Here is a 24,953-nt window from a genome sequence, read left to right as displayed (position 1 = left end):
CGCCCCTGGTAGGGCACCCGGCACGCCAGGCCGCCCGCGGCGGAGCCGCGTGTGGGGAACGGCCCCGTGGCGACAGGGGGGTGTGCTCGGGGCGGTTACTGGACGGGCTGGCCCGAGGCGCGGGCCGCCTCCGCCTCCGCCCGCGCGGCCGCGGCCGCGGCTATCTCCGCGGGCCGGTGCCACCCGGAATCCCCCCGCGCGAGCAGCCACGCCGTCGCCTCGGCGGGCGGCATCGCCGCGGCCACCAGCCATCCCTGCACGGCGTCGCACCCCAGGTCCCGCAGCCGCTCCCACGTCTCGTCGTCCTCGACGCCCTCCGCGACCACCAGCAGGCCCAGCGAGTGGGCGAGATCGACGGTGCAGCGGACGATCTCGGCGTCCTCGTTGTCGATGGCCAGCCGCGCCACGAACGACCGGTCGATCTTCAACTCGCTGACCGGCAGCCGCCGCAGGTGCACCAGCGACGAGTACCCCGTACCGAAGTCGTCGAGGGACATCTTCACGCCGTGGCCGGTCAGCCCGGCCAGGGTGTCGGCGGCGCGCTGCGGGTCCTCCAGCAGGACGTGTTCCGTTATCTCCAGCTGGAGCGCACCGGCCGGCACCCCGTGCCGGGCGAGCCGGGCGGCGACGGCCCCGGCGAAGCCCGGGGTGTGCACGTCGCGCGGGGACACGTTGACGGCGACCGGGACCTTGAGGCCCTGGGCCCGCCACCGCGCCACCTGGGCGAGCGCGGTCTCCAGGACGTATTCGGTGAGGTGCGGCATCAGCCCGCTGGACTCGGCGATGGCGATGAACTCGTCGGGCGAGACCCGCCCGCGCTCCGGATGCACCCAGCGCACCAGCGCCTCAAGTCCCGCCACCTGGCCGTCGAACTGGACCTTCGGCTGGTAGTGCAGCTCCACGTCGCCCGCGTCGAGCGCGCGCCGCAGATCACCCAACAGGCCCAGCCGGTCGGGGGTGTTGGAGTCCCGCTTGGACTCGTAGACCTCCACGCCCGTACGGTCCCGCTTGGCCTGGTACATCGCGACGTCGGCCCGGCGCAGCAGGCCTTCGGCGTCCAGCGCGTGGTCGGGGAAGAGGGCGACGCCCGCGCTCGCCTCCAGGACCAGCGTCAGCCCGTCCAGGTCGAGCGGCGAGGACAGCTCGGCGACCAGGCCCCGGGCTATCCGCATGGCGCTCGTCGCGGAGTCGCAGACCGGCAGCAGCACGGCGAACTCGTCGCCGCCGAGCCGGGCCGCCTCCGCGCCGCGCGGCAGAGCGGTCTTGAGGCGTTCGGCTATCTGGAGGAGGAGGCGGTCTCCGGCGAGGTGGCCGAGGGTGTCGTTGACCGAACGGAAGCGGTCGAGGTCGATCAGGACGAGCGCGGCGCGGTTGCCGCTGTCCTCCGCCTCCTCCAGGGCCGACCAGGTGCGCTCCAGGAGCCACTGGCGGTTGGGGAGGCCGGTGAGCGGGTCGCGCAGCTGCTCCTCGGCGCGGGCCCGGGCGATCCACAGGGTCGAGTCGAGGGCGACGAGCGGCACCGCGAACAGCGGGAGCAGCACGGGCACCGACATGGCCACCACACAGATCAGCGGCGCGATGCCGAGCAGCGCGACCGCCACGAGACCCTGTCTGACCAGGGCCGTCCGGGCGACCGTGGGCAGCCCGCCGCCGCGGGGCGCGAGCGCGTACCAGAGCAGCATCCTGGTGAGCAGCAGATAGGTGCCGGCGGCCAGGACGATCTCGGGGACGGTGGTGATGCCCCACTGGCTGGGCCACCACGGGTGGGCCACGCCCGGCACGACGTCGAACGCGGCCATGACCAGGCCCGCGGCGCCTATCCCCAGGACGTCCACCGCGCCGTGCAGCACTCCTTGGCGCCAGCGGTTGCGTCGCGCCGCGCCGACCAGGACGACCACGGCCAGGCTGACCAGCGCGGCCGGCAGCCAGCCGTAGAGGAGCAGCACGGCGATGGTGAGCGCGGCGCCGGAGCCGGTGCCGCCCCACCAGCGCTCGCGGCCGAGCGCGACGAGGTGGCCGACGATGATGCCGGTGAGGACCGCGACGGACCAGCCCGTGGTCCCGCCGGGGAACAGCGCGTCGCCCTCCTGGACGGCCCGGTAGAAGCCGGTGGCGAGGACCACGCCCGCGAGGCCGGTGACGACGGCCGTCAGCCTGGACGAAAAGCCCGTGAACCCGCGCAGCCTCACGGCCGGGGCGGTGCTCTCGGTCGGTTTCATTCCCGTCCCTCTCACAGCCGGCGGTGCACGTGCACGCGATGGCCCCGATGTCATGCCACCACGACTGGTGTTCCACCCCAAGCGCTCCACGAGCAGGGGCCATCAGCCGTGCACGACAGGCGCACATCTCAACAGTAGGCCGCAGAAGGCTCTGTCGGGCAGCGGTCTACAGCTCTTGCCCGAATGCGACCCAGCCACCCACATCGGTCTGCTATGCGCCGAACGGGTGACTCCGCGCAGCCTCCAGGCCCCCTGTTACTACCCTTGTTTGTGTCTCATTCCCCCTCCGGGGCGGTCGGCATCGCGGCTTCTCTCGCGGCGTCGGGCCCTTGTTCCAGCAGGACGGCGAACCCGTCCTCGTCGAGAACCGGAACCTTCAGCTGCATCGCCTTGTCGTATTTGGAACCGGGGCTGTCGCCGACGACAACGAAGGATGTCTTCTTGGAAACGGAACCGGTGACCTTGGCGCCGCGGCTCTGCAGGGCCTCTTTCGCGCCATCTCTGGTGTGCCGCTCAAGAGTTCCGGTCACGACGACGGTGAGGCCTTCCAGCGGGCGCGGCCCCTCGTCCTCGCCGGTGCTCTCGTCCTCCATGCGGACGCCGGCGGCCTTCCACTTGCGCAGGATCTCCTGGTGCCACTCCTCGGCGAACCACTGCTTGAGGGAGGCGGCGATGATCCCGCCCACGCCCTCCACCGCGGCGAGTTCCTCCTCGGTGGCCTGCTGGATGCGGTCGATGGAGCGGAATGCGCGGGCCAGCGCCTCGGCGGCGACCGGCCCGACGTGCCGGATGGAGAGCCCGGTGAGGATGCGGGCGAGCGGGCGCTCCTTGGCCGCGGCGATGTTCTCCAGCATCGACACGGCGTTCTTGCGCGGCTCCCCGTTCATGTTGGCGAAGACCAGAGCGGTCTTCTCCTCGCCGGTCTTGGGGTCGCGCTTGGGCAGCCCGCTGTCCTGATCGAGGACGTACGCCTTGATGGGCAGGAGCTGATCCATCGTCAGGTCGAAGAGGCCGCCCTCGTCGAGCAGCGGCGGGGTGGCCGGTTCGAGGGGTTTGGTGAGCGCGGCCGCCGCCACGTATCCGAAGTTCTCGATGTCGAGGCTCTTGCGTCCCGCCAGGTAGAACAGCCGCTCCCTCAACTGGGCCGGGCAGGACCGGGCGTTGGGGCAGCGCAGGTCGATGTCGCCCTCCTTCATCGGACGCAGCGCGGTCCCGCACTCGGGGCACTCCGCGGGCATCTCGAAGGGGTATTCGCTGCCGTCCCGCAGGTCGGCGACGGGGCCGAGGATCTCCGGGATGACGTCGCCCGCCTTGCGCAGCACCACCGTGTCGCCGATGAGGACGCCCTTGGCCTTCACCACCTCCTGGTTGTGGAGGGTGGCGAACTCGACCTCGGACCCGGCCACGGTGACCGGCTCGACCTGCGCGTAGGGGGTGACGCGGCCGGTGCGGCCCACGCCGACGCGGATGTTGACGAGTTTGGTGTTGACCTCTTCGGGCGCGTACTTCCAGGCGATGGCCCAGCGCGGGGCGCGCGCGGTGGAGCCGAGCCTGCCCTGGAGCGGGATCTCGTCGAGCTTGACGACCACGCCGTCGATCTCGTGCTCCACCACCGAGTGCCGGTTCTCGCCCATGTACGTGATGAACCGCCGCACGTCTTCGAGGGAGTCGACCACCTCGTTGTGCTCGGCGGTCGGCAGGCCCCATTCGCGCAGCAGGCCGTACGCCTGCGAGAGCCGGTCGATGTCGAAGCCCTCGCGGGCGCCGATGCCGTGCACCACCATGTGCAGCGGCCTGGTCGCGGTGACCTTCGGGTCCTTCTGGCGCAGCGAACCCGCCGCCGCGTTGCGCGGGTTGGCGAACGGCTTGTCGCCCGCTTCGACCAGGCGCGCGTTGAGGCCCTCGAAGGCCTCCATCGGGAAGTAGACCTCGCCCCGGATCTCGACGAGCGCGGGGATGCGGTCGCCCTTGAGGCGGTCCGGGATGTCGGCGATGGTGCGGACGTTGGGCGTGATGTCCTCGCCGGTGCGGCCGTCGCCGCGGGTGGCGGCGCGGGTCAGCCTGCCGTGCTCGTACGTCAGGTTCACGGCCAGGCCGTCGACCTTCAGCTCGCACAGGAAGTGGTACTCGGCGGTGCCCACGTCCTTGGCGACGCGCTCGGCCCAGGCCGCCAGTTCCTCGTCGTCGAAGGCGTTGTCCAGGGACAGCATCCGCTCGCGGTGCTGGACCGAGGCGAAGTCCGTCTCGTAGGCGCCCGCGACCTTCTGCGTCGGCGAGTCGGGCGTGCGCAGCTCGGGGTACTCGTCCTCCAGGGCCTCCAGCGAGCGGAGCAGCTTGTCGAAGTCGCCGTCGCTGATGACCGGTTGGTCCCTCACGTAGTACCGGAAGCGGTGCTCCTCGATCTGCTCGGCGAGGAGCGCGTGCTTCTCCCGTGCCTCGGCGGGCACCGCTGCGTTCTGTTCGCCAGCCACCGTCATGTCCTCCCGTTTCCCGTCTTCCCCGTCACTCAGGGTTGTCCGCGAGCGATCTCGCCGCCCGGACGCAGTGGGCGAGCGCGGCCCGCGCGTAGGCCGGGGACGCGCCCGCCATGCCGCATGCCGGAGTGATCACCACGGACTCGCCCAGAGTCCCCGGATTCAGCCCCAGCCTGCGCCACAGCGTCCTGACACCCATGACGCTACCGGCAGGGTCTGACAATGGGCCGTCGGTGGCGGGCACCACTCCGGCGAACAGCTTGACGCCGCTCTCGGCGGCTTCGCCGATCTGCTCGTCATCACGCTCGGTGAGCAGGGAGAAATCGAACGACACCGCGGCGGCTCCGGCCCGCCGCAGCAGGGCGAACGGGACGTCGGGGGCGCAGGAGTGGACGACGACGGGGCCGTCGTGCACGGCGACGACGTCGCGCAGGGCGCCCTCCACGACCTGCCGGTCGACGGCCCGGTGGGTGCGGTATCCGCTGGCGGTCCGGATGCGTCCGCGCAGCACGGAGGTGAGGGAGGGCTCGTCGAGCTGGAGCACGAGCCGGGCGCCGGGCACCCGGCGGCGTACCTCGGCGAGGTGGTCGCGCAGGCCCTCGGCGAGCGATCCGGCCAGGTCGCGGCAGGCGCCGGGGTCGCCGAGCGAGAGCTCGCCGCCCCGGAGCTCCAGGGCGGCGGCCAGCGTCCACGGCCCGACGGCCTGCACCTTCAGCGGGCCGGTGTAGCCCTGGGTGAACTCCTCCAGGGCGTCGAGGTCCTCGCCGAGCCAGGACCGGGCCCGGCGGGTGTCCCGGCCGGGCCGGTCGCTGACGCGCCAGCCGCTGGGCTCCACATGTCCGTACATCTCGACGAGGAGCCCGATGGTCCGCCCGATCATGTCGGCGCCGGGGCCGCGCGCGGGCAGCTCCGCGAGGTGCGGGAAGTCGCCGCTCGCCCCCTCGGCGCCGATCAGCGATCCGGTGACGGTCTTGGCGGTCTCCCGCGCGTCGCCGCCCGGCATCGAACCGACCCCGGTGGCGGGCCCCCAGGGGAAATTGCTCTGTTCGCTCACCCCGGAAGCGTACGCAACCGGGCGCGGGAGCCCGTTCGGGGCTACTGGCCGGGGCGCACGGTGAGGTCGTTGACCTCGGCGTCGGCCGGCAGGTCGATGGCCATGACGATGGTGGTGGCCACCGACTCGGGGTCGATGAACCTCGCCGGGTCGTACTCCTTGCCCTCCTGCGAGTGCACCTTGGCCTGCATGGGGCTGGCGGTGCGGCCCGGGTAGACCGAGGTCACGCGCACGCCGTTGGCGTGCTCCTCGTGGCGCAGCGAGTCGGCGAGCGCCTTGAGGCCGTGCTTGGAGGCGGCGTACGCGCCCCATTCGGCGTGGGCGGCCAGACCGGCGCCGGAGTTCACGAAGACCACGTGGCCGCGCGAGGCGCGGAGTTGGGGCAGCAGGTGGCGGGTGATCTCGGCGGGCGCGATCAGGTTGACGTTGAGCTGCTGGTGCCAGGTCTTGGGGCGCAGCTCGCCGACCGGGCCGAGGTCGACGATGCCCGCGATGTGCAGCAGCGAGTCGAGCTGCTCCGGCATGGGCTGCTTGTCGAAGGCCCAGGACAGGCGGTCGGGGTCGGCGAGGTCGCCGACGAGGGTGCGGGCGCCCGGGTACCGCCCGGCGAGTTCCTTGGCGCGCCCGGCGTCGCGCGCGAGCAGGATGAGCTCGTCGCCGCGCTCGTGCAGGCGGCGCGCGACGGCCGCGCCGATGCCGGATCCGGCGCCGGTGATCAGGTGAGTAGCCATACGGGACATGCTCGCACTACTGGATGCCGAGGGACTCCTCCAGGTAGGCGAGGGCCGCGACGCCGTCCTCGGCGAAGAAGACCAGCTCGGTGAGGGGGACGGGCAGGAAGCCCTCGTCCTCCATGCGGCGGAACTGCTCCTTGAGGCCGTCGTAGAAGCCCTCGGTGTTCAGCAGGACGACCGGCTTGGTGGTCTTCCCGTGCTTCTTCAGCTCCAGGATCTCGGTGGCCTCGTCCAGGGTGCCGGTCCCGCCCACCATGATCACGACGGCGTCCGACTTGGCGAGCAGCAGCGCCTTGCGCTCGGCGAGGTCCTTGGCGATGACCATCTCGTCGGCGTTCTGCCGGGCCTTGGCCGCCAAGAAGTCGACCGAGACGCCCACGAGCCTGCCGCCCGCCTGCTGCACGCCGTCGGCGACGACCTTCATGAGGCCGCTCTCGGAGCCGCCCCACACCAGGGTGTGCCCACCCTTGCCGAGGAGTTCGGCGAACTCGCGGGCGGGGCGCGTGTAGCGCTCGTCGAGGTCGGCGGCGGAGAGGAAGACGCAGATGTTCATGCGGCCACGATACGAGGGGCGCCGGGGAAGAAGCGCGGCCCGGGAAGCGCTGCACCTCTTATGACGACACAGCCGACAGGACACAGCATCACCGTCGAGCGGGGCAGCGAGCACGTGCGGGTCGTGCACGGCGGGCAGGTGCTCGCCGAGAGCCGCCGTCCGCTGCTGCTGCGCGAGACCGGCCTCCCCGTCCGCTACTACCTTCCGCCCGAGGACGTCCGCACGGACCTGCTGACCCCGTCCCCGACCCAGACGTACTGCCCGTTCAAGGGCACGGCCTCCTACTGGTCGCTGCCGGACGCGCCCGACCTCGTCTGGTACTACCCGGACCCGAAGCCGGACGTGGCCGAGATCAAGGACCACCTCTGCTTCTACGAGGTGGAGACCGTCACCGAGTAGCGCGGCCGGGCTCAGGCCCGCGCGGTGACCTGGAAGGTGCGCCGGTAGGCGACCGGAGAGACGCCGAGCACGGAACGCATGTGCTGGCGCAGCGAGTTGGCGGTGCCGAAGCCGGCCCGGTGGGCGACCAGGTCCACCGGCAGGTCGCTGGACTCCAGGAGCTGGCGGGCCAGTTCCAGGCGCTGGGCGGTGAGCCAGTTGCCCGGCGTCATGCCCGCCTCCTCGCGGAAGCGGCGGGTGAAGGTGCGCAGGCTCATCCGCGCGTGGGCGGCCATCTCGCCCAGCGAGAGCGGCTCCTGGAGGCGCTCCAGGGCCCAGGCGCGGGTGGCCGCCGTGCTGGCCACGGTCGGCTCCGGGACCGGGCGTTCGATGTACTGGGCCTGGCCTCCGTCGCGCCACGGGGGGACGACGCAGTGCCGGGCGGCCCGGTTGGCGACCGCGCTGCCGTGGTCGCGGCGTACGAGGTGCAGACACAGGTCGATGCCGGCGGCGGCGCCCGCCGAGGTCAGCACGTCTCCGTCGTCGACGAACAGGACGCCCGGATCCACCTCCACGCCCGGGAAGGTGCGGGCGAAGGCGGCCGCGTCGCACCAGTGCGTGGTGGCGGGCCGCCCGTCCAGCAGCCCGGCGGCGGCCAGGACGTAGGACGCCGTGCAGATGGACACCATGCGGGTGCCGGGCCGGATCCGTTCGAAGGCGCGGGCCACGGGCTCGGGCAGCGGGCCGCCCTCGGCCATCGCACCGAGGGTGTGGGTCGGCGGGATCACCACGGTGTCGGCCGCGGCGAGCGCCTCGGGGCCGTGCTCGACGGCGACCGAGAATCCGGCCTCGGTGCGCACCGGCCGCCCGTCCACGGTGCAGACGGTCACCTCGTAGAGCCGCTCACCGCCCGGACCCCGGGCGCTGTCGAAGATCCGGGACGGGATGCCCAGCTCGAAGGAGACCACCCCGTCCAGGGCGAGCACCGCCACCTGATGCGTTCTCTGCCGTACAGCCATGGCCAGATCCTGTCACATCCTGGCCAAACGGCCAGCACCACGGAAGGGCCCCAGAGGGCAGGCTGGTGCTCCCACCAGCGGAAACACCCCGAAAAGGATCAGACATGTCCCAGACCATGCGTGCCATCAGCCTCACCCGGCTGGGCGGCCCCGAGGTGCTCGCCGAGATCGAGACCGAGCGCCCCGAGCCCGGCCCCACCGAGATCCTGGTCCGGGTGCACGCGGCCGGCGTCAACCCGGCCGACTGGAAGATCCGGACGCACGGCGGCTTCGGCCCCATGGGCACCCCGACCATCCTCGGCTTCGACGTGTCCGGCACGGTCGAGGCGGTGGGCCTGGGCGTGACGCTGTACCGGCCCGGCGACGAGGTCTTCGGCATGCCGCTCTTCCCGCGCCAGGCGGGCGCGTACGCGGAGTACGTCACCGCCCCCGCCCGGCACTTCGCGCCCAAGCCCGCCGGGATCGACCACATCCAGGCGGCGGCGCTGCCGCTGGCGGCGCTGACCGCCTGGCAGGCGCTCGTCGACACGGCCCGACTGGCCGCCGGGGAGCGGGTGTTGATCCATGCCGCTGCGGGCGGCGTGGGTCACCTGGCCGTGCAGATCGCCAAGGCGCGGGGGGCGTACGTCATCGGCACGGCGAGCGCCGCCAAGCACGACTTCGTGCGCGGCCTGGGCGCGGACGAGGTCGTCGACTACACCGAGGCCGACTTCACCGAGGCGGTCAAGGACGTGGACGTGGTCCTCGACTCCATCGGCGGCGACTACGCCACCCGCTCCCTGAAGGTGCTGCGCCCCGGCGGCCGGATGGTCTCGATCGCCGAGCCGGACGAGCCGGAGGTGCTCGCCGAGGCGGCGGCCCGCGGCGTGACGGCGGGCTTCACCCTGGTCGAGCCGGACCAGGTGGGCATGCGCGCGGTCACCGACCTGGTCGAGCGGGGCCTGCTGCGCGCGGAGGTCGACTCGGTCTTCGACCTCGCGGACGCGGCCGAGGCACACGTGCACAGCGAGCGCGGCCGCACCCGCGGCAAGATCGTCCTGCGGGTCGTCTGACCGGGCCGTCCGGCCGCGCGGGTCAGACCGCCGCGGTCGCCCGCTCGGTCGTCGCGATCGTCGCCGAGCCCACCACGCGGGTGCCGTCGTACAGGACGATCGCCTGGCCGGGGGCGACACCGCGGACGGGCTCGGCGAAGCGCACCCGCAGCTCGCCGTCGACCAGCTCGGCCGTCACCTCGGTCTCGCCGCCGTGGGCGCGCAGCTGCGCGGTGTACGTGCCGGGCCCCTCGGGGGCGGTGCCGCACCAGCGGGGCTTGATCGCGCCGAGGGCGGTGACGTCGAGGGCCTCGACGGGGCCGACGGTGACCGTGTTGTTCACCGGGGAGATGTCGAGGACGTAGCGGGGCTTACCGTCGGCGGCCGGGTGGCCGATGCGCAGGCCCTTGCGCTGGCCGATGGTGAAGCCGAAGGCACCCTCGTGGCTGCCGATCTTGGTACCGGACTCGTCGACGATGTCGCCCTCCGCCTTGCCGAGGCGCTTGGCGAGGAAGCCCTGGGTGTCGCCGTCGGCGATGAAGCAGATGTCGTGGCTGTCGGGCTTCTTGGCGACCGCGAGGCCCCGGCGCTCGGCCTCGGCGCGGATCTCGTCCTTGGTGGTGAGGGTGTCGCCGAGCGGGAACATCGCGTGGGCGAGCTGGCGCTCGTCGAGCACGCCGAGGACGTACGACTGGTCCTTGGCCATGTCGGAGGCGCGGTGCAGCTCGCGGGTGCCGTCCTCGTTGAGGACGACGGTGGCGTAGTGGCCGGTGCACACGGCGTCGAAGCCGAGCGCGAGGGCCTTGTCGAGCAGCGCCGCGAACTTGATCTTCTCGTTGCAGCGCAGGCACGGGTTGGGCGTGCGGCCCGCCTCGTACTCGGCGACGAAGTCCTCGACGACGTCCTCGCGGAAGCGTTCCGCCAGGTCCCAGACGTAGAAGGGGATGCCGATGACGTCCGCGGCGCGGCGCGCGTCCCGGGAGTCCTCGATGGTGCAGCAGCCGCGGGCCCCGGTGCGGAAGGACTGCGGGTTCGCGGAGAGCGCCAGGTGCACGCCCGTGACGTCGTGCCCCGCCTCGGCGGCCCGGGCGGCGGCGACGGCGGAGTCCACACCGCCGGACATGGCGGCGAGGACGCGCAGGGGACGCGGGGAGGTCATCGGCGAGGGCTGCGGCGGAGTCTGAGTCATAGCACTCGTAAGGGTACGTGGGATCGGGAACCCGGGGCGCGGGAGTATCCGTTGTGCCTGTCGAAGGGGGTCCGATCCGGGATTCCACGGGCCCGCGGGGTGCGGCGGGGCCCACCGGGGAGCGGTACGGGGAGCGACGGGGGCGGGGCGTATGGCGACCAGCCGCAGGGGGCTGCTGATCGGGGGCGCGGTGGTGGTGGTCGGCACCATCGGATATCTGAAGGCCCCGCAGGCGCGGCCGCACAAGCCGCGCAAGGCCGGGGCGCTGGACTACGCGGGCGCCCAGTGGGTGGCGGCGGACCCGGCGAACTGGCGGATGGCGGACCGGCCGGACGACTACCCGGTGGACCGGGTGGTGATCCATGTCGTGCAGGGCAGCTTCGACAGCGCCCTGAAAACGTTCCAGGACCCGGAGAACAAGGCGGCCGCCCACTACGTGGTGCGCAGGGACGGCCACATAGCGCAGACCGTGCGGGAGCTGGACGTGGCCTTCCACGCGGGCAACCGGACGTACAACGAGCGCAGCGTCGGCATAGAGCACGAGGGGTACGTCGAGGAGGCGTCGTCCTTCACGGACGCCATGTACGCGTCGTCCGCGCGGCTGACGGCCACGGTGTGCGCCCGCTATCGCATACCCGTCGACCGTACGCACATCATCGGGCACGTCGAGGTGCCGGGCACCGACCACACCGACCCGGGGCCGTACTGGGACTGGGCGCGCTACATCCGGCTGGTCGGCGCGGCCCGCCCGGCCTGAGCGGCTGGGGCGGGCCAGGGGGCTGCCGGGGTCAGACGAGCCCTGCGGTGCGGGCCCGCTCGACCGCGGGCCCGATGGCGTCGGCGACCGCACGGACGTCGGCCTCGGTGGAGGTGTGGCCGAGCGAGAAGCGCAGGGTGCCGCGGGCCAGGTCGGGGTCGGTGCCGGTGGCGAGCAGGACGTGGCTGGGCTGGGCGACGCCCGCGGTGCAGGCGGAGCCGGTGGAGCATTCGATGCCCTGCGCGTCGAGCAGCAGAAGCAGGGAGTCGCCTTCGCAGCCGGGGAAGGTGAAGTGGGCGTTGGCGGGCAGGCGGCCGGCCGGGTCCGGGTCGCCGCCGAGGATCGCGTCGGGCACGGCCTTGAGCACGGCCTCCACGAGCCGGCCGCGCAGGCCCCCGATGTCCTGGACGAACGCGCCGCGCCGTTCGGCGGCGAGCCGTCCGGCGACCGCGAAGGAGGCGATGGCGGGGACGTCGAGGGTGCCGGAGCGCACGTGCCGCTCCTGGCCGCCGCCGTGCAGCACGGGGACGGGGGTGTACTCGCGGCCCAGGAGCAGGGCCCCGATGCCGTACGGGCCGCCGACCTTGTGGCCGGAGACGGTCATGGCGGCGAGTCCGGACGCGGCGAAGTCCACGTCGAGCTGGCCGAAGGCCTGGACGGCGTCGGCGTGCAGCGGCACGTCGAACTCCCGGGCCACCGCGGCCAGTTCGGTGACCGGCATGATGGTGCCGATCTCGTTGTTGGCCCACATGACGGTGGCCAGGGCGACGTCGTCGGGGTTGCGCCCGATGGCGTCGCGCAGGGCCTCGGGGCGCACCCTGCCGTACGCGTCGACGGGCAGGTACTCGACGGTGGCGCCCTCGTGCTCGGCGAGCCAGTCGACCGCGTCGAGCACGGCGTGGTGCTCGACGGGGCTGGCCAGGACGCGGGTCCGGCGCGGGTCGGCGTCCCGGCGGGCCCAGTACAGGCCCTTGACGGCGAGGTTGTCGGCCTCGGTGCCGCCCGCGGTGAAGACGACCTCGCTGGGGCGGGCGCCGAGCGCTTCGGCGAGTTCCTCGCGGGCCTCCTCCGCGGTGCGGCGGGCCCGCCGCCCGGCGGCGTGCAGCGAGGACGCGTTGCCGGTGGCGGTCAGCTGGGCGGTCATCGCCTGGACCGCCTCCGGAAGCATCGGAGTGGTCGCGGCGTGGTCGAGGTAAGCCATGGTGGGCCCGATTCTACGAGCCGCACCGGGCGGGCCGTGCCGCAGTTCCGGCCAGCGGCTGGGCGGGCTTTCAGCCGCCGAGGCCCCAGGAGACCGTGTGGTCCGCCATGACGAGGGCGACCAGGACCACGAGGTCGGCCACGCCCAGGGCGAGTCCGAGGTAGGCACGGCCGCGGCGCTTGGTCCCGTAGAGGAGGGAGAGCGAGGACAGCACGATGGCGATCGGTCCGAGGACGACGTTCATCACGAGCAGGCCGAGCAGGCCGAGGACGAAGGCGGCGATGGCCATCCCGTCGGCGTCTCGGTCCCTGGTGCGGCGTCGGATCGCGGTGAGTTCCATGGTCAGCCCTTTCGGTGCGAGAGGCGTTCGCGGGCGGCGAAGACGAGCAGCCAGACGCCGATGACACCGGCGACGGCCAGGGTGACCGGGAGCGGGAGGTGCGCCGCTGAGCCCAGCACGACCCCCAGCAGGAGGAGGGCTGCGACGAGGAAAAGCATGGGATCCCTTTCTCTGTGCGGCGGAACGGGCGATGCGTCCCGCCTGGGTCAACCAGCCTTGGGAGTACGACTGTTCACTGACTGATGAGTCTAGTCTTCCCAACTTCAGCGAACACATGTTTACTGAGTGGTATGAGCCACACTCTCGGAATCCGGCAGGCCCAGAAGCAGAAGACCCGCCAGGCCCTCATGGACTCGGCGCTCCAGCTCCTGGAGCACCAGAGCCTGAGCAGCCTCGGGCTCCGCGAGGTCACCCGGGCCGTGGGGGTCGCGCCGGCCGCGTTCTACCGGCACTTCAAGGACACCGCCGACCTCGGCGTCGCGCTGGTCGAGCAGGCGCTGGGCAGCCTGCACGACACGATCCGCGCGGCGATCGTCACCACCGGGTCGAGCGACGAACGCATCGACCGGGCGGTCGCGCTCATCGCCGCCCACGTGCGTACGCACCCCGCGCACGTCCGCTTCATCGCCCGCGAGCGGCACGGCGGGGTCGCCCCGGTCCGCGAGGCGATCGGCGTACAACTGCGCCGCTTCGCCGACGAGGTGGCCGAGGCGCTGGGCGCCGACCCGCAGTCGGCGGGCTGGACCCCGCAGGACCTGCGCATGCTGGCCGGGGTGTACGTCGACCACATGGTGATGACGGCGTCCGCCCTGCTGGAGGGCGACGAGGCCCCGGTCCTCACCACGGCCCGAGCCCAGCTCCGCCTGGTGACGCTGGGGCGCCGCCACTGGCTGGAGTAGGGGGTGCGGGCTGCCCTGCGGGGCCGGGGCCGAGGAGCGCGCCGGGCGGGTTCCACTCCTGGCTGCCTACGAGGCGTAGAGGCGGCTGATCTCCGACGCGGCTTCGGCGAGGACGTCGCGGGCCGCGCGGGGCTGGAGGATCTCGACGTGGGCACCGAAGCTCAGGAACTGGCGTACGGCGCGCAGTTCGCTGACCGCGAGTTCCACCGCGGTCCACTCCCCCGCCGCCTCCGGCTCCGGCGCGGCGGTGAGCTGCGCTCCGTGCAGGCGGAGGAAGAGGTCGAGCCGGTCGTTGCGCACCCTGGCCTTGACCAGTACTTCCGCCGGTCGGCGCTGGACCTCGCGGCGCAACTGCTCCCACACGTCGGCGAGTTCGACGCCGGGCCGACGGCGCACCGGCTCGTCGGTGAGCCGGGCGGAGCGGACCCGCTCGGCGCGGAACAGCCGGGGCGCGGCCCGGTGATCGGCGACGAGGTACCAGACCCCGGCCTTCACGACGAGCCCGTACGGGTCGACGGTGTACGTCTTCGGCCGGGCGGCGCCGCTGTGCCGGTAGCTCAGCCGGAGCCGGCGGTCGGCGAAGACGGCGGTGTTGAGGACGTCCAGGTCGACGGCGGGGGCGGCCGTACGCATCCAGCGCTCCGGGTCGACCAGGATGCGGCGGCTGGTCAACTCGGCGGCGGGCCGGTGCGGTTCGGGCAGCGCGGCCATGACCTTGCGCAGGGCCGAGCCGAGCGCGTCGTCGAGACCGAGGGCGGTGTGCGCGCCCTGGGCCGCGAGCACGAACAGGGCGCGGGACTCGTCGGCGGTGAGCCCGGTGACGTCCGTGCGATATCCGGCGAGCAGGGCGATGCCGCCGTGCCGCCCGCGCTCGGTGTAGACCGGCACGCCGGATGCCGAGAGCGCCTCGACGTCGCGGTAGATGGTCCGCACGGACACGTCGAGCCGTTCGGCGAGGTCGGTGGCGGGGACGAGGCCGCGGGTCTGGAGCAGGAGGAGGATGGAGAGCAGCCGGTCGGATTTCACCCGCCCAGAATCCCCCACCCCGCTCCTCCCCGAGACCTTCCGGGGGCTGCCGACCGAACCATTGACCGCGGGCCACACGTGACCGATCGCGCCGTTCCCCGCGCCCCTGGGCAGGATGCAGTGCCGCGACGGGGCGTACCCGAGGTCAGGTTCGGGGGGCGCGGGCCAGTTGGCGGGACTGGGCCACCAGGCGGTCCGCCGAGTCCCAGACCTCCGCGTCCTCCTCCAGGAACCCCCCGGCCAGGTTCCGCGTGGTGATGGACACCCGCAGCGGACCCGGTGCCGGGCGGCAGCGGATGTGGGTGGTGAGCTCGACCGTCGGGGTCCAGCCCTTCAGGCCCAGCTCGAAGGAGGTCGGCGGCAGGGCGTCGACGGTGAGCAGCAGCGAGATGGGGTCCGCGTCGCGCCCGTCCGCGAGTCCGAACCACGCCCGCATCTCGCCCTTCCCGGAGGGCGCGCCCACCGCCCAGCCGAGCGTGGTCGGGTCGAGCTTCAGCATCAGCCGGTCGGTGATCGCCGAACTGCCGGGGATCGGGGGCCGGGTGCCGTCGGGGGCGTCCGTCGCGCCGATGCAGTGCGAGAGGGGCGGGATCGCGGGGGGCAGGGCGGTGGTGCGCACCTCGTCGGTGAGCGCGTCGAGGTCCCCGTACGAGGCGAGGACCCGGATGCGTTCGACCTCCGCGCCGTTCTCGTCGTACTGGAAGAGCGAGGCCTGCCCGGTGGAGAGGGTGCGGCCGGTGCGCACGACCTGGGTGCGGATGACCGCGGGCCCGGGCACGGACGGCGTGAGGTAGTGCGCGGAGACGGTGAACGGGTCCGGGTGCGGCAGCGCGTCGCCGAGCGCCCGCCCGAGCAGCGCGAGCAGATAGCCGCCGTTGACGGCGTGGATGATGGTCCAGCCCGCCGAGAGCTCCGCGTCGTAGACCCCCGCTTCCCGCAGGGTGACCGCGGTGTCGCGGTCGAACTCGCTGTCCCCGATCGCGGCGGGGAGTACCTGTGACGATGCCTGTGCCATGCGCAGCACCGTACACCGATAAATTACTGAGCGGTAGCTTTTTCGCGTGCGCTCCTCGGACCCGCCCCCGGCACCCCCTCACGCCTCCTCCAGCGTCGAACTCCGCCGGTTCCAGGCCCGCGGTGCCCGCCAGTGGTACTTCAGCGCGGCGATGCGCAGCAGGAACGCGGTGATCACCGCGAGCCCGCTGGTCCCCGCGTTCAGCAGGTCGAAGCGGATGAACAGCACGATCATGGTGGCCCCGACGATCGCGGGCACCGCGTACAGGTCGCGGTCCCAACGCAGCAGCGAGGGAACCTCGTTGGCGAGGACGTCGCGCAGCACGCCGCCGCCCACCGCCGTCGCGAGCCCCAGGGCCGCCGAGGAGGTGAGCCCGAGACCGTAGTCGTACGCCTTCGTCGTGCCCGTCACACAGAACAGGCCGAGCCCCGCCGCGTCGAAGACGTTGACCGCGGTCTGGGTGCGCTCGACCTCGGGGTGGAGGAAGAAGACGAGGACGGCGGCGAGCAGCGGGGTCACGAAGTACCCGAGGTCGGAGAAGGCGGCCGGCGGGACCGCCCCGATGATGAGGTCGCGGAACAGCCCTCCGCCCAGCGCGGTGACCTCGGCGAGCACCGCGATGCCGAACACGTCGAAGTTCTTGCGCACGGCGAGCAGGGCGCCGGAGATCGCGAAGACGAAGATTCCGACGAGGTCCAGCGCATGCTGGACGGAGGGGCTGAACAGTTCGTGAAGCACCCCGCATTTTTACTCATCCCGGGGTGCCCCTCGGCACAGGCCGGGCTCAGAGCGCGGGCTTGCCCGTGTCGTAGATCCACTTCTGGAACAGGCCGTCGAGCGACTGGCCCGAGACCTCCTCGGCGAGCTGGATGAAGTCCTCGGTGTCGGCGTTGTGGTAGCGGTGCAGCTTCGTCCAGGCCGGGAGCAGTTTGAAGAAGGCCTGGTCACCGATGCGCTCGCGCAGCGCCTGGAGCATCATCGCGCCGCGCTGATAGACCGCGGAGGCGAACATCGTGTCGCGCTGCGGGTCGGCCACCTCGATCTTCCAGAAGTCGGAGGAGGCCGGGATCGAGTTGTACCTGTTGAGGAAGGAGGTGTGGGCCGTCGCGGTGCCGCGGTGCTCGGCCCACAGCCATTGGGCGTAGGTCGCGAAGCCCTCGTTGAGCCAGATGTCGTCCCAGTGCGCGACCGAGACGGAGTCGCCGAACCACTGGTGGGCGAGCTCGTGCACGATGGTCGACTCGTTGCGGACGGCCGAATAGCTCGGCTTGGTCTGCGTCTCCAGGGAGAACCCGGCCTGCGGCATGTCGTCGACGACCGCGCCGGTCTCCTCGAAGGGGTACGGGCCGAAGAGCTTGGACCAGTAGTCGGTGGCCTCGGCGGTCACCGCGTACACGTCGACCGTGTTCTGGTTGGCCAGGGTCGGGTCGATGGCCACGTAGATGGGGGTGCCCGCGGGCGTCCGGCCCGTCTTCACGTCGAACTTCCCTATGGACGCGGTGGCGAGGTAGGTCGCCATCGGCTTGGACTCGCGCCAGTGGAAGTACGAACGGCCGCCGCTGTCATGGGAGTCCACGAGGCGGCCGTTGGACACCCCGGTGAGGCCCTTGGGCGCGTCGATGCGGATGTCGTACGTCGCCTTGTCCGAGGGATGGTCGCTGGACGGGAACCAGGTGGAGGCGGCGTTGGGTTCGCAGGCGACGAACACGCCGTCCTTGGTCTTCATCCAGCCGTAGTCGGACCCGAAGACGATGGGTCCGCTCAGCGGCTGGGGCACTCCGCCGTAGACGACCGTGACCTCGAACTCCTCGCCCCTGCGCAGCCGGTGGCGCGGCGTGATCACGATCTCGTCGCCGGTTCTGGTGAAGTCGGCGGGCCTGCCGTTCACCCGGATCGAGTCGACGGTGAGCTTCTGGAGGTCCAGGTCGAAGCTGGAGAGGTTCTGGGTGGCCCGGGCGGTGAGGGTGGTGCGCCCGTCCAGGCGCCCGGAATCGGGGTTGTAGCTGACGCCGAGGTCGTAATGGAGGGCGTCGAAGCCGCCGTTGCCCAGGTTGGGGAAGTACGGATCGCCGATGCCCGGGGCGCCGGGTGAGGCGGCGGGCGCTGCGGCGATGGTGAACCCGGCGGCCACCGCGGTGGCGAGGGCGACCAGCCGGGAGGTACGACGTGCCGAACGGGAGAGTGCCATGAGTCTGCCCTTCGAACGCATGCCGTTGGTACGGACACGCAGACTCTGCACTCTCCCGCTTCGGCATGAACATGACTTTGCCGAACTGTCATGCCCTACTTGTCGGTTGACTCCTGAACGGTGTCGTCCGGTCCGGTTTCTCCGGCCTTGCCATCCCCGGCGGCCTTCGCGGACTCCGCATCCTTCGCGGGCTTCACGGACTTCGGTGCGGAGGGGGCCGCGGGGGCGGGCTCCGAGGGGGCGTCGGGCGCCTCCCCGGACTCGGGCGTCCCGGAGGCTCCGTCCACCTCGGTGGCCTCGGGCGCCTCCGCCGCATCTGTCGTCCCGGACGCCTCGGCCGCCTCAGGCACCTCCGTCGGCTCCGCCGCCTCGGATGCCCCGGACACCTCAGGCACCTCGGACGCCTCAGCCGACTCCGCCTCGCCGATCGTCACGAGCTCGATCGACTCCCTGGCCTCCGGCAGGACCGTCTCGCCCGGGGCCTGGTCCGGCGCGTTCTCCGGGTGGTGGCAGGCCACCCGCTGGCCGGGCTTCAGCTCCACGAGCACCGGCTCCTGCGCCTTGCAGATCTCCGTCGCCTTCCAGCAACGGGTGTGGAACCGGCAGCCGCTGGGCGGCGAGATCGGCGAGGGGACGTCGCCCTTCAGCAGGATCCGCTCGCTCTTCATGCCGCGCCGCTTGGGGTCGGGCACCGGCACCGCCGACATCAGCGCCTTGGTGTACGGGTGCATCGGCGCCGCGTACAGCGACTTGCGGTCGGCCAGCTCCACGATCTTGCCCAGGTACATGACCGCGATCCGGTCCGAGACGTGCCGGATCACCGACAGGTCGTGGGCGATGATCACGTACGTGAGCCCGAGCTCCTGCTGGAGGTCGTCGAGGAGGTTGACCACCTGGGCCTGGATCGACACGTCGAGCGCCGAGACCGGCTCGTCCGCCACGACCAGCTTCGGGTTGAGCGCGAGCGCGCGGGCGATGCCGATGCGCTGGCGCTGACCGCCGGAGAACTCGTGCGGATAGCGGTTGTAGTGCTCGGGGTTGAGGCCCACGACCTCCAGGAGGCGCTGGACCTCCTTCTTGATCCCGCCCTCCGGGCTGACGCCCTGCAGCTTGAAGGGGGCGGAGATGATGCCGCCGACCGTGTGCCGCGGGTTCAGCGAGGAGTACGGGTCCTGGAAGATCATCTGGACGTCGCGGCGCATCGGGCGCATGCCGCGCACCCCGAGGTGGGTGATGTCCCGGCCCTCGAACTCGACGGTGCCGCCGGTCGGTTCGAGCAGCCGGGTGATGAGGCGGCCCATCGTCGACTTGCCGCAGCCGGACTCGCCGACCACGCCGAGCGTCTCGCCGGAGCGCACGTCGAAGTCGATGCCGTCGACGGCCTTGACCGAGCCGGTCTGCCGCTTCAGCACACCGCTGCGGATCGGGAAGTGCTTCTGCAGACCGCTGACCTTGAGCAGGACCTCGCCGGGGGCCGCGTCCTTCGTGGTCGTGACCGCTCCCTTGCTCTGCGCGGGAATCGTCACGTCGTTGTCCGTCACGCCTTTGTCCTCGCTCACAGCTTGGGCGCAATCTCTTCGGTCCAGATGCGCTCCCGCTCGTCCGGCGTCATGTGGCAGGCGGTCCAGTGACCGCTGCCGCCGTCGGCCAGCTCGGGGCGTACGGTCCGGGTGATGTTGTCCTTGGGCACGTCCGCGTACGGGCAGCGCGGGTTGAAGGCGCAGCCCGACGGGATGTTGATCAGGGACGGCGGGGAGCCCTTCACCGGGATGAGGCGCTCGGTCTCCTCCCGGTCGATGCGCGGCATCGAGCCGAGCAGACCCCAGGTGTAGGGGTGGCGGGGCTGGTAGAAGACCTTCTCGGCGGGTCCGCGCTCCACGCACCGGCCGCCGTACATCACCAGGATGTCGTCGGCGAGCTCGGCGACGACGCCCAGGTCGTGGGTGATGATGATGACCGCGGAGCCGAACTCCTTCTGCAGGTCCCGGATCAGGTCGAGGATCTGCGCCTGCACGGTGACGTCCAGGGCGGTGGTCGGCTCGTCCGCGATCAGCAGATCGGGGTTGTTCACCAGCGACATCGCGATCATCGCGCGCTGGCGCATGCCGCCCGAGAACTCGTGTGGGTAGGAGTCCACGCGCTTGTCGGGCTGCGGGATGCCGACCCGGTCGAGCATCTCGATCGCCCGGGTGCGGGCGGCCTTCTTGTCGACGTCGTGGTGGACCCGGTACGCCTCGATGATCTGCTTGCCGATGGTGAAGTACGGGTGCAGCGCGGACAGCGGGTCCTGGAAGATCATCGCCATGTCGCGGCCGCGCAGCTTGCGCACGTCATCGGGGTCGGCGGAGAGCAACTCCTTGCCGTTCAGCCAGATTTCGCCGGAGATCTGCGCCTTGCGCTTGCCGTACTGGCCGGCCGTGTGCAGGCCCATGATGCCCATCGAGGTGACGGACTTGCCGGAGCCGGACTCGCCCACGATGCCGAGGGTCTTGCCCTTCTCCAGGGAGAAGCTGAGCCCGTCGACGGACTTGACCAGGCCGTCGTCGGTCGGGAAGTGGACCTTCAGGTCGCGTACGTCGAGGAACGCGTCCGAGGGCCGCTCCGCCGCGACCGGCTCGCCGACCGCGGCTCCGGTCTTGTTCAGGTCGGTCATGCGAGCCTCACTCGGGGGTCGATCACGGCGTACAGGAGGTCCACGACGAGGTTCGCGAAGATCACCGCCGCCGAGGTGATCAGCGTGACGCCGAGGATCACCGGAAGGTCGCGCTCGCCGATCGCGCGCAGCACCGCCTGGCCAAGGCCCGGGATGCTGTAGGTGGTCTCGGTGAGGATCGCGCCGCCGATGAGGGCGCCGATGTCCATGCCGAGCACCGTGAGGATCGGCGCCATGGTGGAGCGCATGGCGTGCTTGCCGATGACGGTGGATTCGCTCAGGCCCTTGGCCCGTGCGGTTCTGACGTAGTCCTCGCCCATCACTTCGAGCATGGTCGCTCTGGTGAGGCGGGCGTACATCGCCGCCTGGAGGAAGGCCAGCGTGATCCAGGGCAGGATCAGACCGCTGAACCACCCGCCCGGCGAGTCGCTGAAGGACACGTACTGTCCGTCGATCCAATGCAGGCCGTAGGTGAAGATCGCCAGCGAGAGCAGACCGGTGAAGTAGATCGGCAGCGAGACGCCGGCCAGGGCCACGGTCATGGAGAACCGGTCCCACAGCGAGCCGCGCTTGAGGGCGGACACCACGCCGGTGAGCACACCGAAGACGACCCACAGGATGGCCGCGCCGATGACCAGCGACAGCGTGACCGGGAAGCGCTCCTTGAGCACCGGCCAGATGGCCTGCTCGTTGCGGAACGAGTAGCCGAAGCACGGCGCGTCGCAGTGGATCGTGGAGCCGCCGCCGGTGTAGTCGCGGCCGGCCAGGATGCCCTTCACGAAGTCGAAGAGCTGCACGAAGATCGGGTCGCCGAGACCCAGCTTCTCGCGGACCGCTTCGAGGGCGGCGGAGTCGGACTGCTTGCCGACGTACATCGTGGCCGGGTCGACGCCCGTCCACTTGGGGATCAGGAAGAAGATGCCGAACGTCACCAGCATGACGATCAGCAGCATCACGATGGCGGCGAACAGCCGCCTGATGAGATATGCGAGCACTGCTCTCGGCCCGGCGGCGGGCCGGGGGCACCGGATTGCGGTACCCCCGACCCGTCACACGACGGCCTTCACCTGCCCTTCGTGCCTAGCGGCGGGTGCGCCGGCGGAGCGATTGGACGACGGTCACTTCTCGACGCCGAGCGAGGCGTAGTCGTAGAAACCGTTGTTGTTGGTCGTCGTGTAGACGTTGGTGAGCCGGGAGCTGCGCCACTTGACGTTCTTCTCGAAGACGAACGGCAGGTAGACGGCGTGCTCGGAGACCTTCTGGTTGATCTGCTTGTAGATACCGGCCGCCTCTTCGGGGGTGCCGGCCGCGATGGCCTGGTCGAAGAGGGTGTCGATCGCCGGGTCCTTCAGCATCGAGTAGTTGTTGTTGCCGTTCGGCAGGATGAACTTGGAGTCGACCAGCGGGAGCAGGAAGCCCTGGCCGGACGCGAAGTCCGGGCCCCAGCCCATGATGATGATTCCGTAGTTCTTCTTCTTGACGACCTCGGGGTTGCCGATGATGCCGGTCGTCTGCGAGCCGTCGTACTGGTCGATGTCGGCCTTGATGTTGACCTTGGCCAGCGCGGCCTGCATCGACTGGGCGGTGGCGACCTCGGCCGGCTTGTTGTTGCGGACCGCGATGGTGGTCGAGAAGCCGTCGGGCTTGCCGCAGAGGCCGAGCTCTTCCTTGGCCTTGGCGATGTTCTGCGCGCCGTCGTTCTGGGTCGCGCCGTAGGGGTCGAACTTCGGGTCCGAACCGCTGATGATGGGCGGCAGCATGTTGGTGGCGATGTCACCACCGGCCTGCGGGCCACCGCGGGCGGTCTGCAGCGACTTGTGGTCGGAGCCGTAGATGACGGCCTTGCGGCAGTGCTCGTTGTCCATCGGCGCGACCGTCTGCGGGAAGACCGCGTAACGGATGTAGCCGGTGTCCGGGTTGTCGACGTTGCCCTTGTACTGCTGGAGCGCCTTGGTACGGCCGGCCGGGCTGAGGCCGGTGCCGTTGAGGTCGACGTCGTAGTCACCGTTGATGAGACGGCTGTCCATGTCGTCGGCGCTGGTCAGCAGGGTGAGGCTGATCTTGTCCGGCAGGGCCTTGCGGACGTCGTCCGTCTTCTGGTCCCAGTTCTCGTTGCGGACGAGGACCATCGACTTGTTGGGCTCGTAGGACTGCCACTTGTACGGGCCGAGCGAGAAGGGCTTCAGACCGTACTTCGACTGGGTGTCCTTGTCCTGGCGGACCGGGCTGCCCGACGGCATGGCCAGCATCTGCTGGAAGTCGACGTTGGGCGCCGGCAGCTTGAAGACGATGGTCTTGTCGTCCGGCGTCTCGATCGCCTTCAGGCCCAGCTTGTCGGCAGAGGTGTCCTTGTAGGGACCCTTGTACTCACCGGTCGGGTCGAGGACGTCCTTCAGGTAGACGGGGCCGCCGGAGATGACGTCCTGCGCCCAGATGCGCTCGATGCCGTACTTGACGTCCTTGGAGGTGACGGGCTTGCCGTCCTCCCACTTGACGCCGTCCTTCAGGTGGTACGTGTACGTCTTCTTGTCCGCCGAGACGTCCGCGAGACCCGTCGCGATGTCCGGGACGAGCGTCTCGCTCTCCTTGCCCGGGGCGGGCTTGTAGGTGATCAGCGTGCGCGTGTAGTAGCGCGCGTAGTCCCACATGAAGCCGTAGTAACCGCGCTGCGGGTCCCAGGAGTCGGCGTCCTGGGTGCCGACGAACTTGAGCTCCCCGCCCTTCTTCGTCGACGCGTTCGCGAGCTTGCTGTTGGCCGCGTTGAAGCCGGGGGCCTTGCCGCCCTTGCCGTCGCTGCTGCCGCCTCCGCCGCAGGCCGCGGTGGACAGCAGAGCCGCAACGACGATGGCCGCGCCGGCGGCCGTCTTTCGCCTCGATGAACCTAGGGTTGTCACGATCTCGCTTCCTCCGTAGTGGGCGTCTTGGGTGTCGCGGCCCGTGCGGTGCGCCGGGCCGGAGTCTTCGAATTCCCGCATCAGCGGGTGCCCTTCGGGTCGAAGGCGTCGCGGACGCCGTCGCCGAAGAGGTTGAACGCCATCACGGTGATGAAGATCGCCAGACCCGGGATGATCATGAACATCGGATCGGACTGGTAGGTCGCGATAGCCGTCGACAGCATCTGCCCCCAGGAGGCCGTGGGCGGCTTGACGCCCGCCCCCAGGAAGCTGAGCGCCGCCTCGGTGAGGATGTTCGTCGGGATCATCAGCGTCATGTAGACGGTGATCGGCGCGATCAGGTTGGGCAGCAGCTCCTTGAACAGGATGTAGCCGCGGCCCGCGCCGAGGCTGCGCGCCGCCTCGACGTACTCGCGCTCGCGCAGTGACAGCGTCTGGCCGCGCACGATGCGCCCGACGTACGGCCATCCGAAGAAGCCGATGACCAGGATCATCACGAGCAGCCGGACCCCGGTGCCGCTGAGCCCGAAGAGCTGGGTGGGCACCACGGAGATCAGCGCGATGATGAAGAGCAGCTGCGGGAAGGAGAGCAGCATGTCCATCACGCGGCTGATGATGGCGTCGAGCCAGCCGCCGAAGTAGCCGGCGATCACGCCGAGCACGGTGCCGACGAGCACCGCGAAGACCGCCGCGAGGAAGCCGACGAGCAGCGAGATCCGCGCTCCGTAGACGATCCGGCTGAACACGTCGCGGCCGTTGACCGGCTCAACTCCCAGCAGGAAGTGCGAGTTGATGCCGCCCCAGCTCCCGATCGGCGTGGAGAGCAGCGGGTCGATCTGGTCCTCGTGGAAGTCGTCCGGCGGGTGGCCGAACGCGTCGACGATCAACGGCGCGAAGATCGCGACGAGGACCAGGAACACGACAACGATGCCACCGGTGAGGGCGAGCTTGTCCTTCTTCAGCCGGTTCCAGGCGATACGGCCCAGCGACCGCCCCTCGACCGTTCTGGTCTCGCCGCTGGGCGTGACGCTGACGTCCGCGGTCGGGTCCGCGTCGGCGGGTGTGTCGTGCAATGGTGCCGTCATCGTGGCAAGGACCCCTCTCAACCGGCGGTGACCGGCCCGCACTTGCCGCTGTAGCGGCGCGTTCCCATCAGCAGTGCGAGCGGAGGGCGACACCGGGCAGCGGGTCGAGCTGCTCGCACAAGGGCCCGAACGGCCCTGCATGCCGGGAGTCTTCAATGGCCTCGCGATCACCCGCCAGACCTGGCGGCGAATGTATGCGTAAACGTGATGCGGAGAGAGGGTTTCCGTTATCCGGACGCCTGTG

General features: G+C 71.0%; 23 protein-coding genes. 4 read left to right on the top strand and 19 right to left on the bottom strand.

What is annotated here, in order from left to right:
• Positions 1-95: 95 nt before the first annotated feature.
• The 5 genes from AC07F3_RS25740 to AC07F3_RS25720 form a co-directional block, all read right to left on the bottom strand.
• Positions 96-2,219, bottom strand: a complete 2,124-nt coding sequence (locus tag AC07F3_RS25740; protein WP_479116798.1) for a putative bifunctional diguanylate cyclase/phosphodiesterase — start codon at positions 2,217-2,219, stop codon at positions 96-98.
• Between the two features lie 275 nt (positions 2,220-2,494).
• On the bottom strand, positions 2,495-4,690 hold the full coding sequence (gene ligA / locus AC07F3_RS25735) for an NAD-dependent DNA ligase LigA (protein ID WP_479116797.1): 2,196 nt from the start codon (positions 4,688-4,690) through the stop codon (positions 2,495-2,497).
• Between the two features lie 31 nt (positions 4,691-4,721).
• Positions 4,722-5,747 (bottom strand): methionine synthase, encoded by a 1,026-nt coding sequence (locus AC07F3_RS25730; RefSeq protein WP_479116796.1) that lies wholly within the window; start codon positions 5,745-5,747, stop codon positions 4,722-4,724.
• A gap of 41 nt (positions 5,748-5,788) precedes the next feature.
• Positions 5,789-6,478 carry an SDR family oxidoreductase gene (locus tag AC07F3_RS25725; RefSeq protein WP_479116795.1) on the bottom strand — a complete coding sequence of 230 codons (690 nt, stop codon included), beginning with the start codon at positions 6,476-6,478 and terminating at the stop codon, positions 5,789-5,791.
• A 16-nt stretch (positions 6,479-6,494) separates the two neighbouring features.
• The gene (locus AC07F3_RS25720) at positions 6,495-7,034 is read right to left on the bottom strand and encodes an LOG family protein (protein ID WP_479116794.1); all 540 of its coding nucleotides are present in this window, start codon (positions 7,032-7,034) and stop codon (positions 6,495-6,497) included.
• 60 nt (positions 7,035-7,094) lie between these two features.
• Here AC07F3_RS25720 and AC07F3_RS25715 point away from each other — a divergent pair, with 60 nt between their 5' ends.
• Positions 7,095-7,433 (top strand): DUF427 domain-containing protein, encoded by a 339-nt coding sequence (locus tag AC07F3_RS25715; protein ID WP_479116793.1) that lies wholly within the window; start codon positions 7,095-7,097, stop codon positions 7,431-7,433.
• A gap of 11 nt (positions 7,434-7,444) precedes the next feature.
• On the opposite strand, the gene AC07F3_RS25710 is transcribed toward AC07F3_RS25715, so the two are convergent.
• A complete protein-coding gene (locus AC07F3_RS25710) occupies positions 7,445-8,431 on the bottom strand; it encodes a GlxA family transcriptional regulator (RefSeq protein WP_479116792.1) in 987 nt (328 codons plus the stop codon).
• 104 nt (positions 8,432-8,535) lie between these two features.
• Here AC07F3_RS25710 and AC07F3_RS25705 point away from each other — a divergent pair, with 104 nt between their 5' ends.
• Positions 8,536-9,483 (top strand): NADP-dependent oxidoreductase, encoded by a 948-nt coding sequence (locus AC07F3_RS25705; protein WP_479116791.1) that lies wholly within the window; start codon positions 8,536-8,538, stop codon positions 9,481-9,483.
• A gap of 22 nt (positions 9,484-9,505) precedes the next feature.
• On the opposite strand, the gene mnmA is transcribed toward AC07F3_RS25705, so the two are convergent.
• Positions 9,506-10,651 carry a tRNA 2-thiouridine(34) synthase MnmA gene (gene mnmA, locus AC07F3_RS25700; RefSeq protein WP_479116790.1) on the bottom strand — a complete coding sequence of 382 codons (1,146 nt, stop codon included), beginning with the start codon at positions 10,649-10,651 and terminating at the stop codon, positions 9,506-9,508.
• Between the two features lie 151 nt (positions 10,652-10,802).
• Here mnmA and AC07F3_RS25695 point away from each other — a divergent pair, with 151 nt between their 5' ends.
• On the top strand, positions 10,803-11,408 hold the full coding sequence (locus tag AC07F3_RS25695; RefSeq protein WP_479116789.1) for an N-acetylmuramoyl-L-alanine amidase: 606 nt from the start codon (positions 10,803-10,805) through the stop codon (positions 11,406-11,408).
• Positions 11,409-11,439: 31 nt separating this feature from the next.
• On the opposite strand, the gene AC07F3_RS25690 is transcribed toward AC07F3_RS25695, so the two are convergent.
• The 3 genes from AC07F3_RS25690 to AC07F3_RS25680 form a co-directional block, all read right to left on the bottom strand.
• Positions 11,440-12,609: a cysteine desulfurase family protein gene (locus AC07F3_RS25690; protein ID WP_479116788.1), complete on the bottom strand. Its 1,170-nt coding sequence runs from the start codon at positions 12,607-12,609 to the stop codon at positions 11,440-11,442.
• Positions 12,610-12,679: 70 nt separating this feature from the next.
• Positions 12,680-12,949, bottom strand: coding sequence for a DUF4190 domain-containing protein (locus AC07F3_RS25685; RefSeq protein ID WP_479116787.1), 270 nt, complete (start codon positions 12,947-12,949; stop codon positions 12,680-12,682).
• A 2-nt stretch (positions 12,950-12,951) separates the two neighbouring features.
• Positions 12,952-13,107 (bottom strand): hypothetical protein, encoded by a 156-nt coding sequence (locus AC07F3_RS25680; protein WP_162952519.1) that lies wholly within the window; start codon positions 13,105-13,107, stop codon positions 12,952-12,954.
• Between the two features lie 132 nt (positions 13,108-13,239).
• Here AC07F3_RS25680 and AC07F3_RS25675 point away from each other — a divergent pair, with 132 nt between their 5' ends.
• Complete coding sequence (locus tag AC07F3_RS25675; RefSeq protein ID WP_479116786.1) at positions 13,240-13,848, top strand: TetR family transcriptional regulator; 609 nt, start codon at positions 13,240-13,242, stop codon at positions 13,846-13,848.
• Positions 13,849-13,914: 66 nt separating this feature from the next.
• Here the strand turns inward: AC07F3_RS25675 and AC07F3_RS25670 are convergent, their stop codons facing one another.
• The 9 genes from AC07F3_RS25670 to AC07F3_RS25630 form a co-directional block, all read right to left on the bottom strand.
• A complete protein-coding gene (locus AC07F3_RS25670; protein WP_479116785.1) occupies positions 13,915-14,874 on the bottom strand; it encodes a helix-turn-helix transcriptional regulator in 960 nt (319 codons plus the stop codon).
• A 145-nt stretch (positions 14,875-15,019) separates the two neighbouring features.
• Positions 15,020-15,889: a thioesterase family protein gene (locus AC07F3_RS25665; RefSeq protein ID WP_479116784.1), complete on the bottom strand. Its 870-nt coding sequence runs from the start codon at positions 15,887-15,889 to the stop codon at positions 15,020-15,022.
• A 78-nt stretch (positions 15,890-15,967) separates the two neighbouring features.
• Positions 15,968-16,627, bottom strand: a complete 660-nt coding sequence (locus AC07F3_RS25660) for a trimeric intracellular cation channel family protein (protein WP_479116783.1) — start codon at positions 16,625-16,627, stop codon at positions 15,968-15,970.
• A 46-nt stretch (positions 16,628-16,673) separates the two neighbouring features.
• Positions 16,674-18,077, bottom strand: coding sequence for a M1 family metallopeptidase (locus AC07F3_RS25655; protein WP_479116782.1), 1,404 nt, complete (start codon positions 18,075-18,077; stop codon positions 16,674-16,676).
• Positions 18,078-18,172: 95 nt separating this feature from the next.
• Positions 18,173-19,603: an ABC transporter ATP-binding protein gene (locus AC07F3_RS25650; protein ID WP_479117029.1), complete on the bottom strand. Its 1,431-nt coding sequence runs from the start codon at positions 19,601-19,603 to the stop codon at positions 18,173-18,175.
• Between the two features lie 29 nt (positions 19,604-19,632).
• Positions 19,633-20,730, bottom strand: a complete 1,098-nt coding sequence (locus AC07F3_RS25645) for an ABC transporter ATP-binding protein (protein WP_479116781.1) — start codon at positions 20,728-20,730, stop codon at positions 19,633-19,635.
• Positions 20,727-21,725, bottom strand: coding sequence for an ABC transporter permease (locus AC07F3_RS25640; RefSeq protein ID WP_114038284.1), 999 nt, complete (start codon positions 21,723-21,725; stop codon positions 20,727-20,729). The genes AC07F3_RS25645 and AC07F3_RS25640 overlap by 4 nt, the downstream gene beginning before the upstream one ends.
• A 123-nt stretch (positions 21,726-21,848) precedes the next feature.
• Positions 21,849-23,627, bottom strand: coding sequence for an ABC transporter substrate-binding protein (locus tag AC07F3_RS25635; protein ID WP_479117028.1), 1,779 nt, complete (start codon positions 23,625-23,627; stop codon positions 21,849-21,851).
• A gap of 77 nt (positions 23,628-23,704) precedes the next feature.
• Positions 23,705-24,709, bottom strand: a complete 1,005-nt coding sequence (locus AC07F3_RS25630; RefSeq protein WP_479116780.1) for an ABC transporter permease — start codon at positions 24,707-24,709, stop codon at positions 23,705-23,707.
• Positions 24,710-24,953: the final 244 nt, after the last annotated feature.

This window comes from Streptomyces sp. NPDC045846 (genome assembly GCF_056431605.1).
This window is presented reverse-complemented; position numbering and strand designations above follow the sequence as displayed.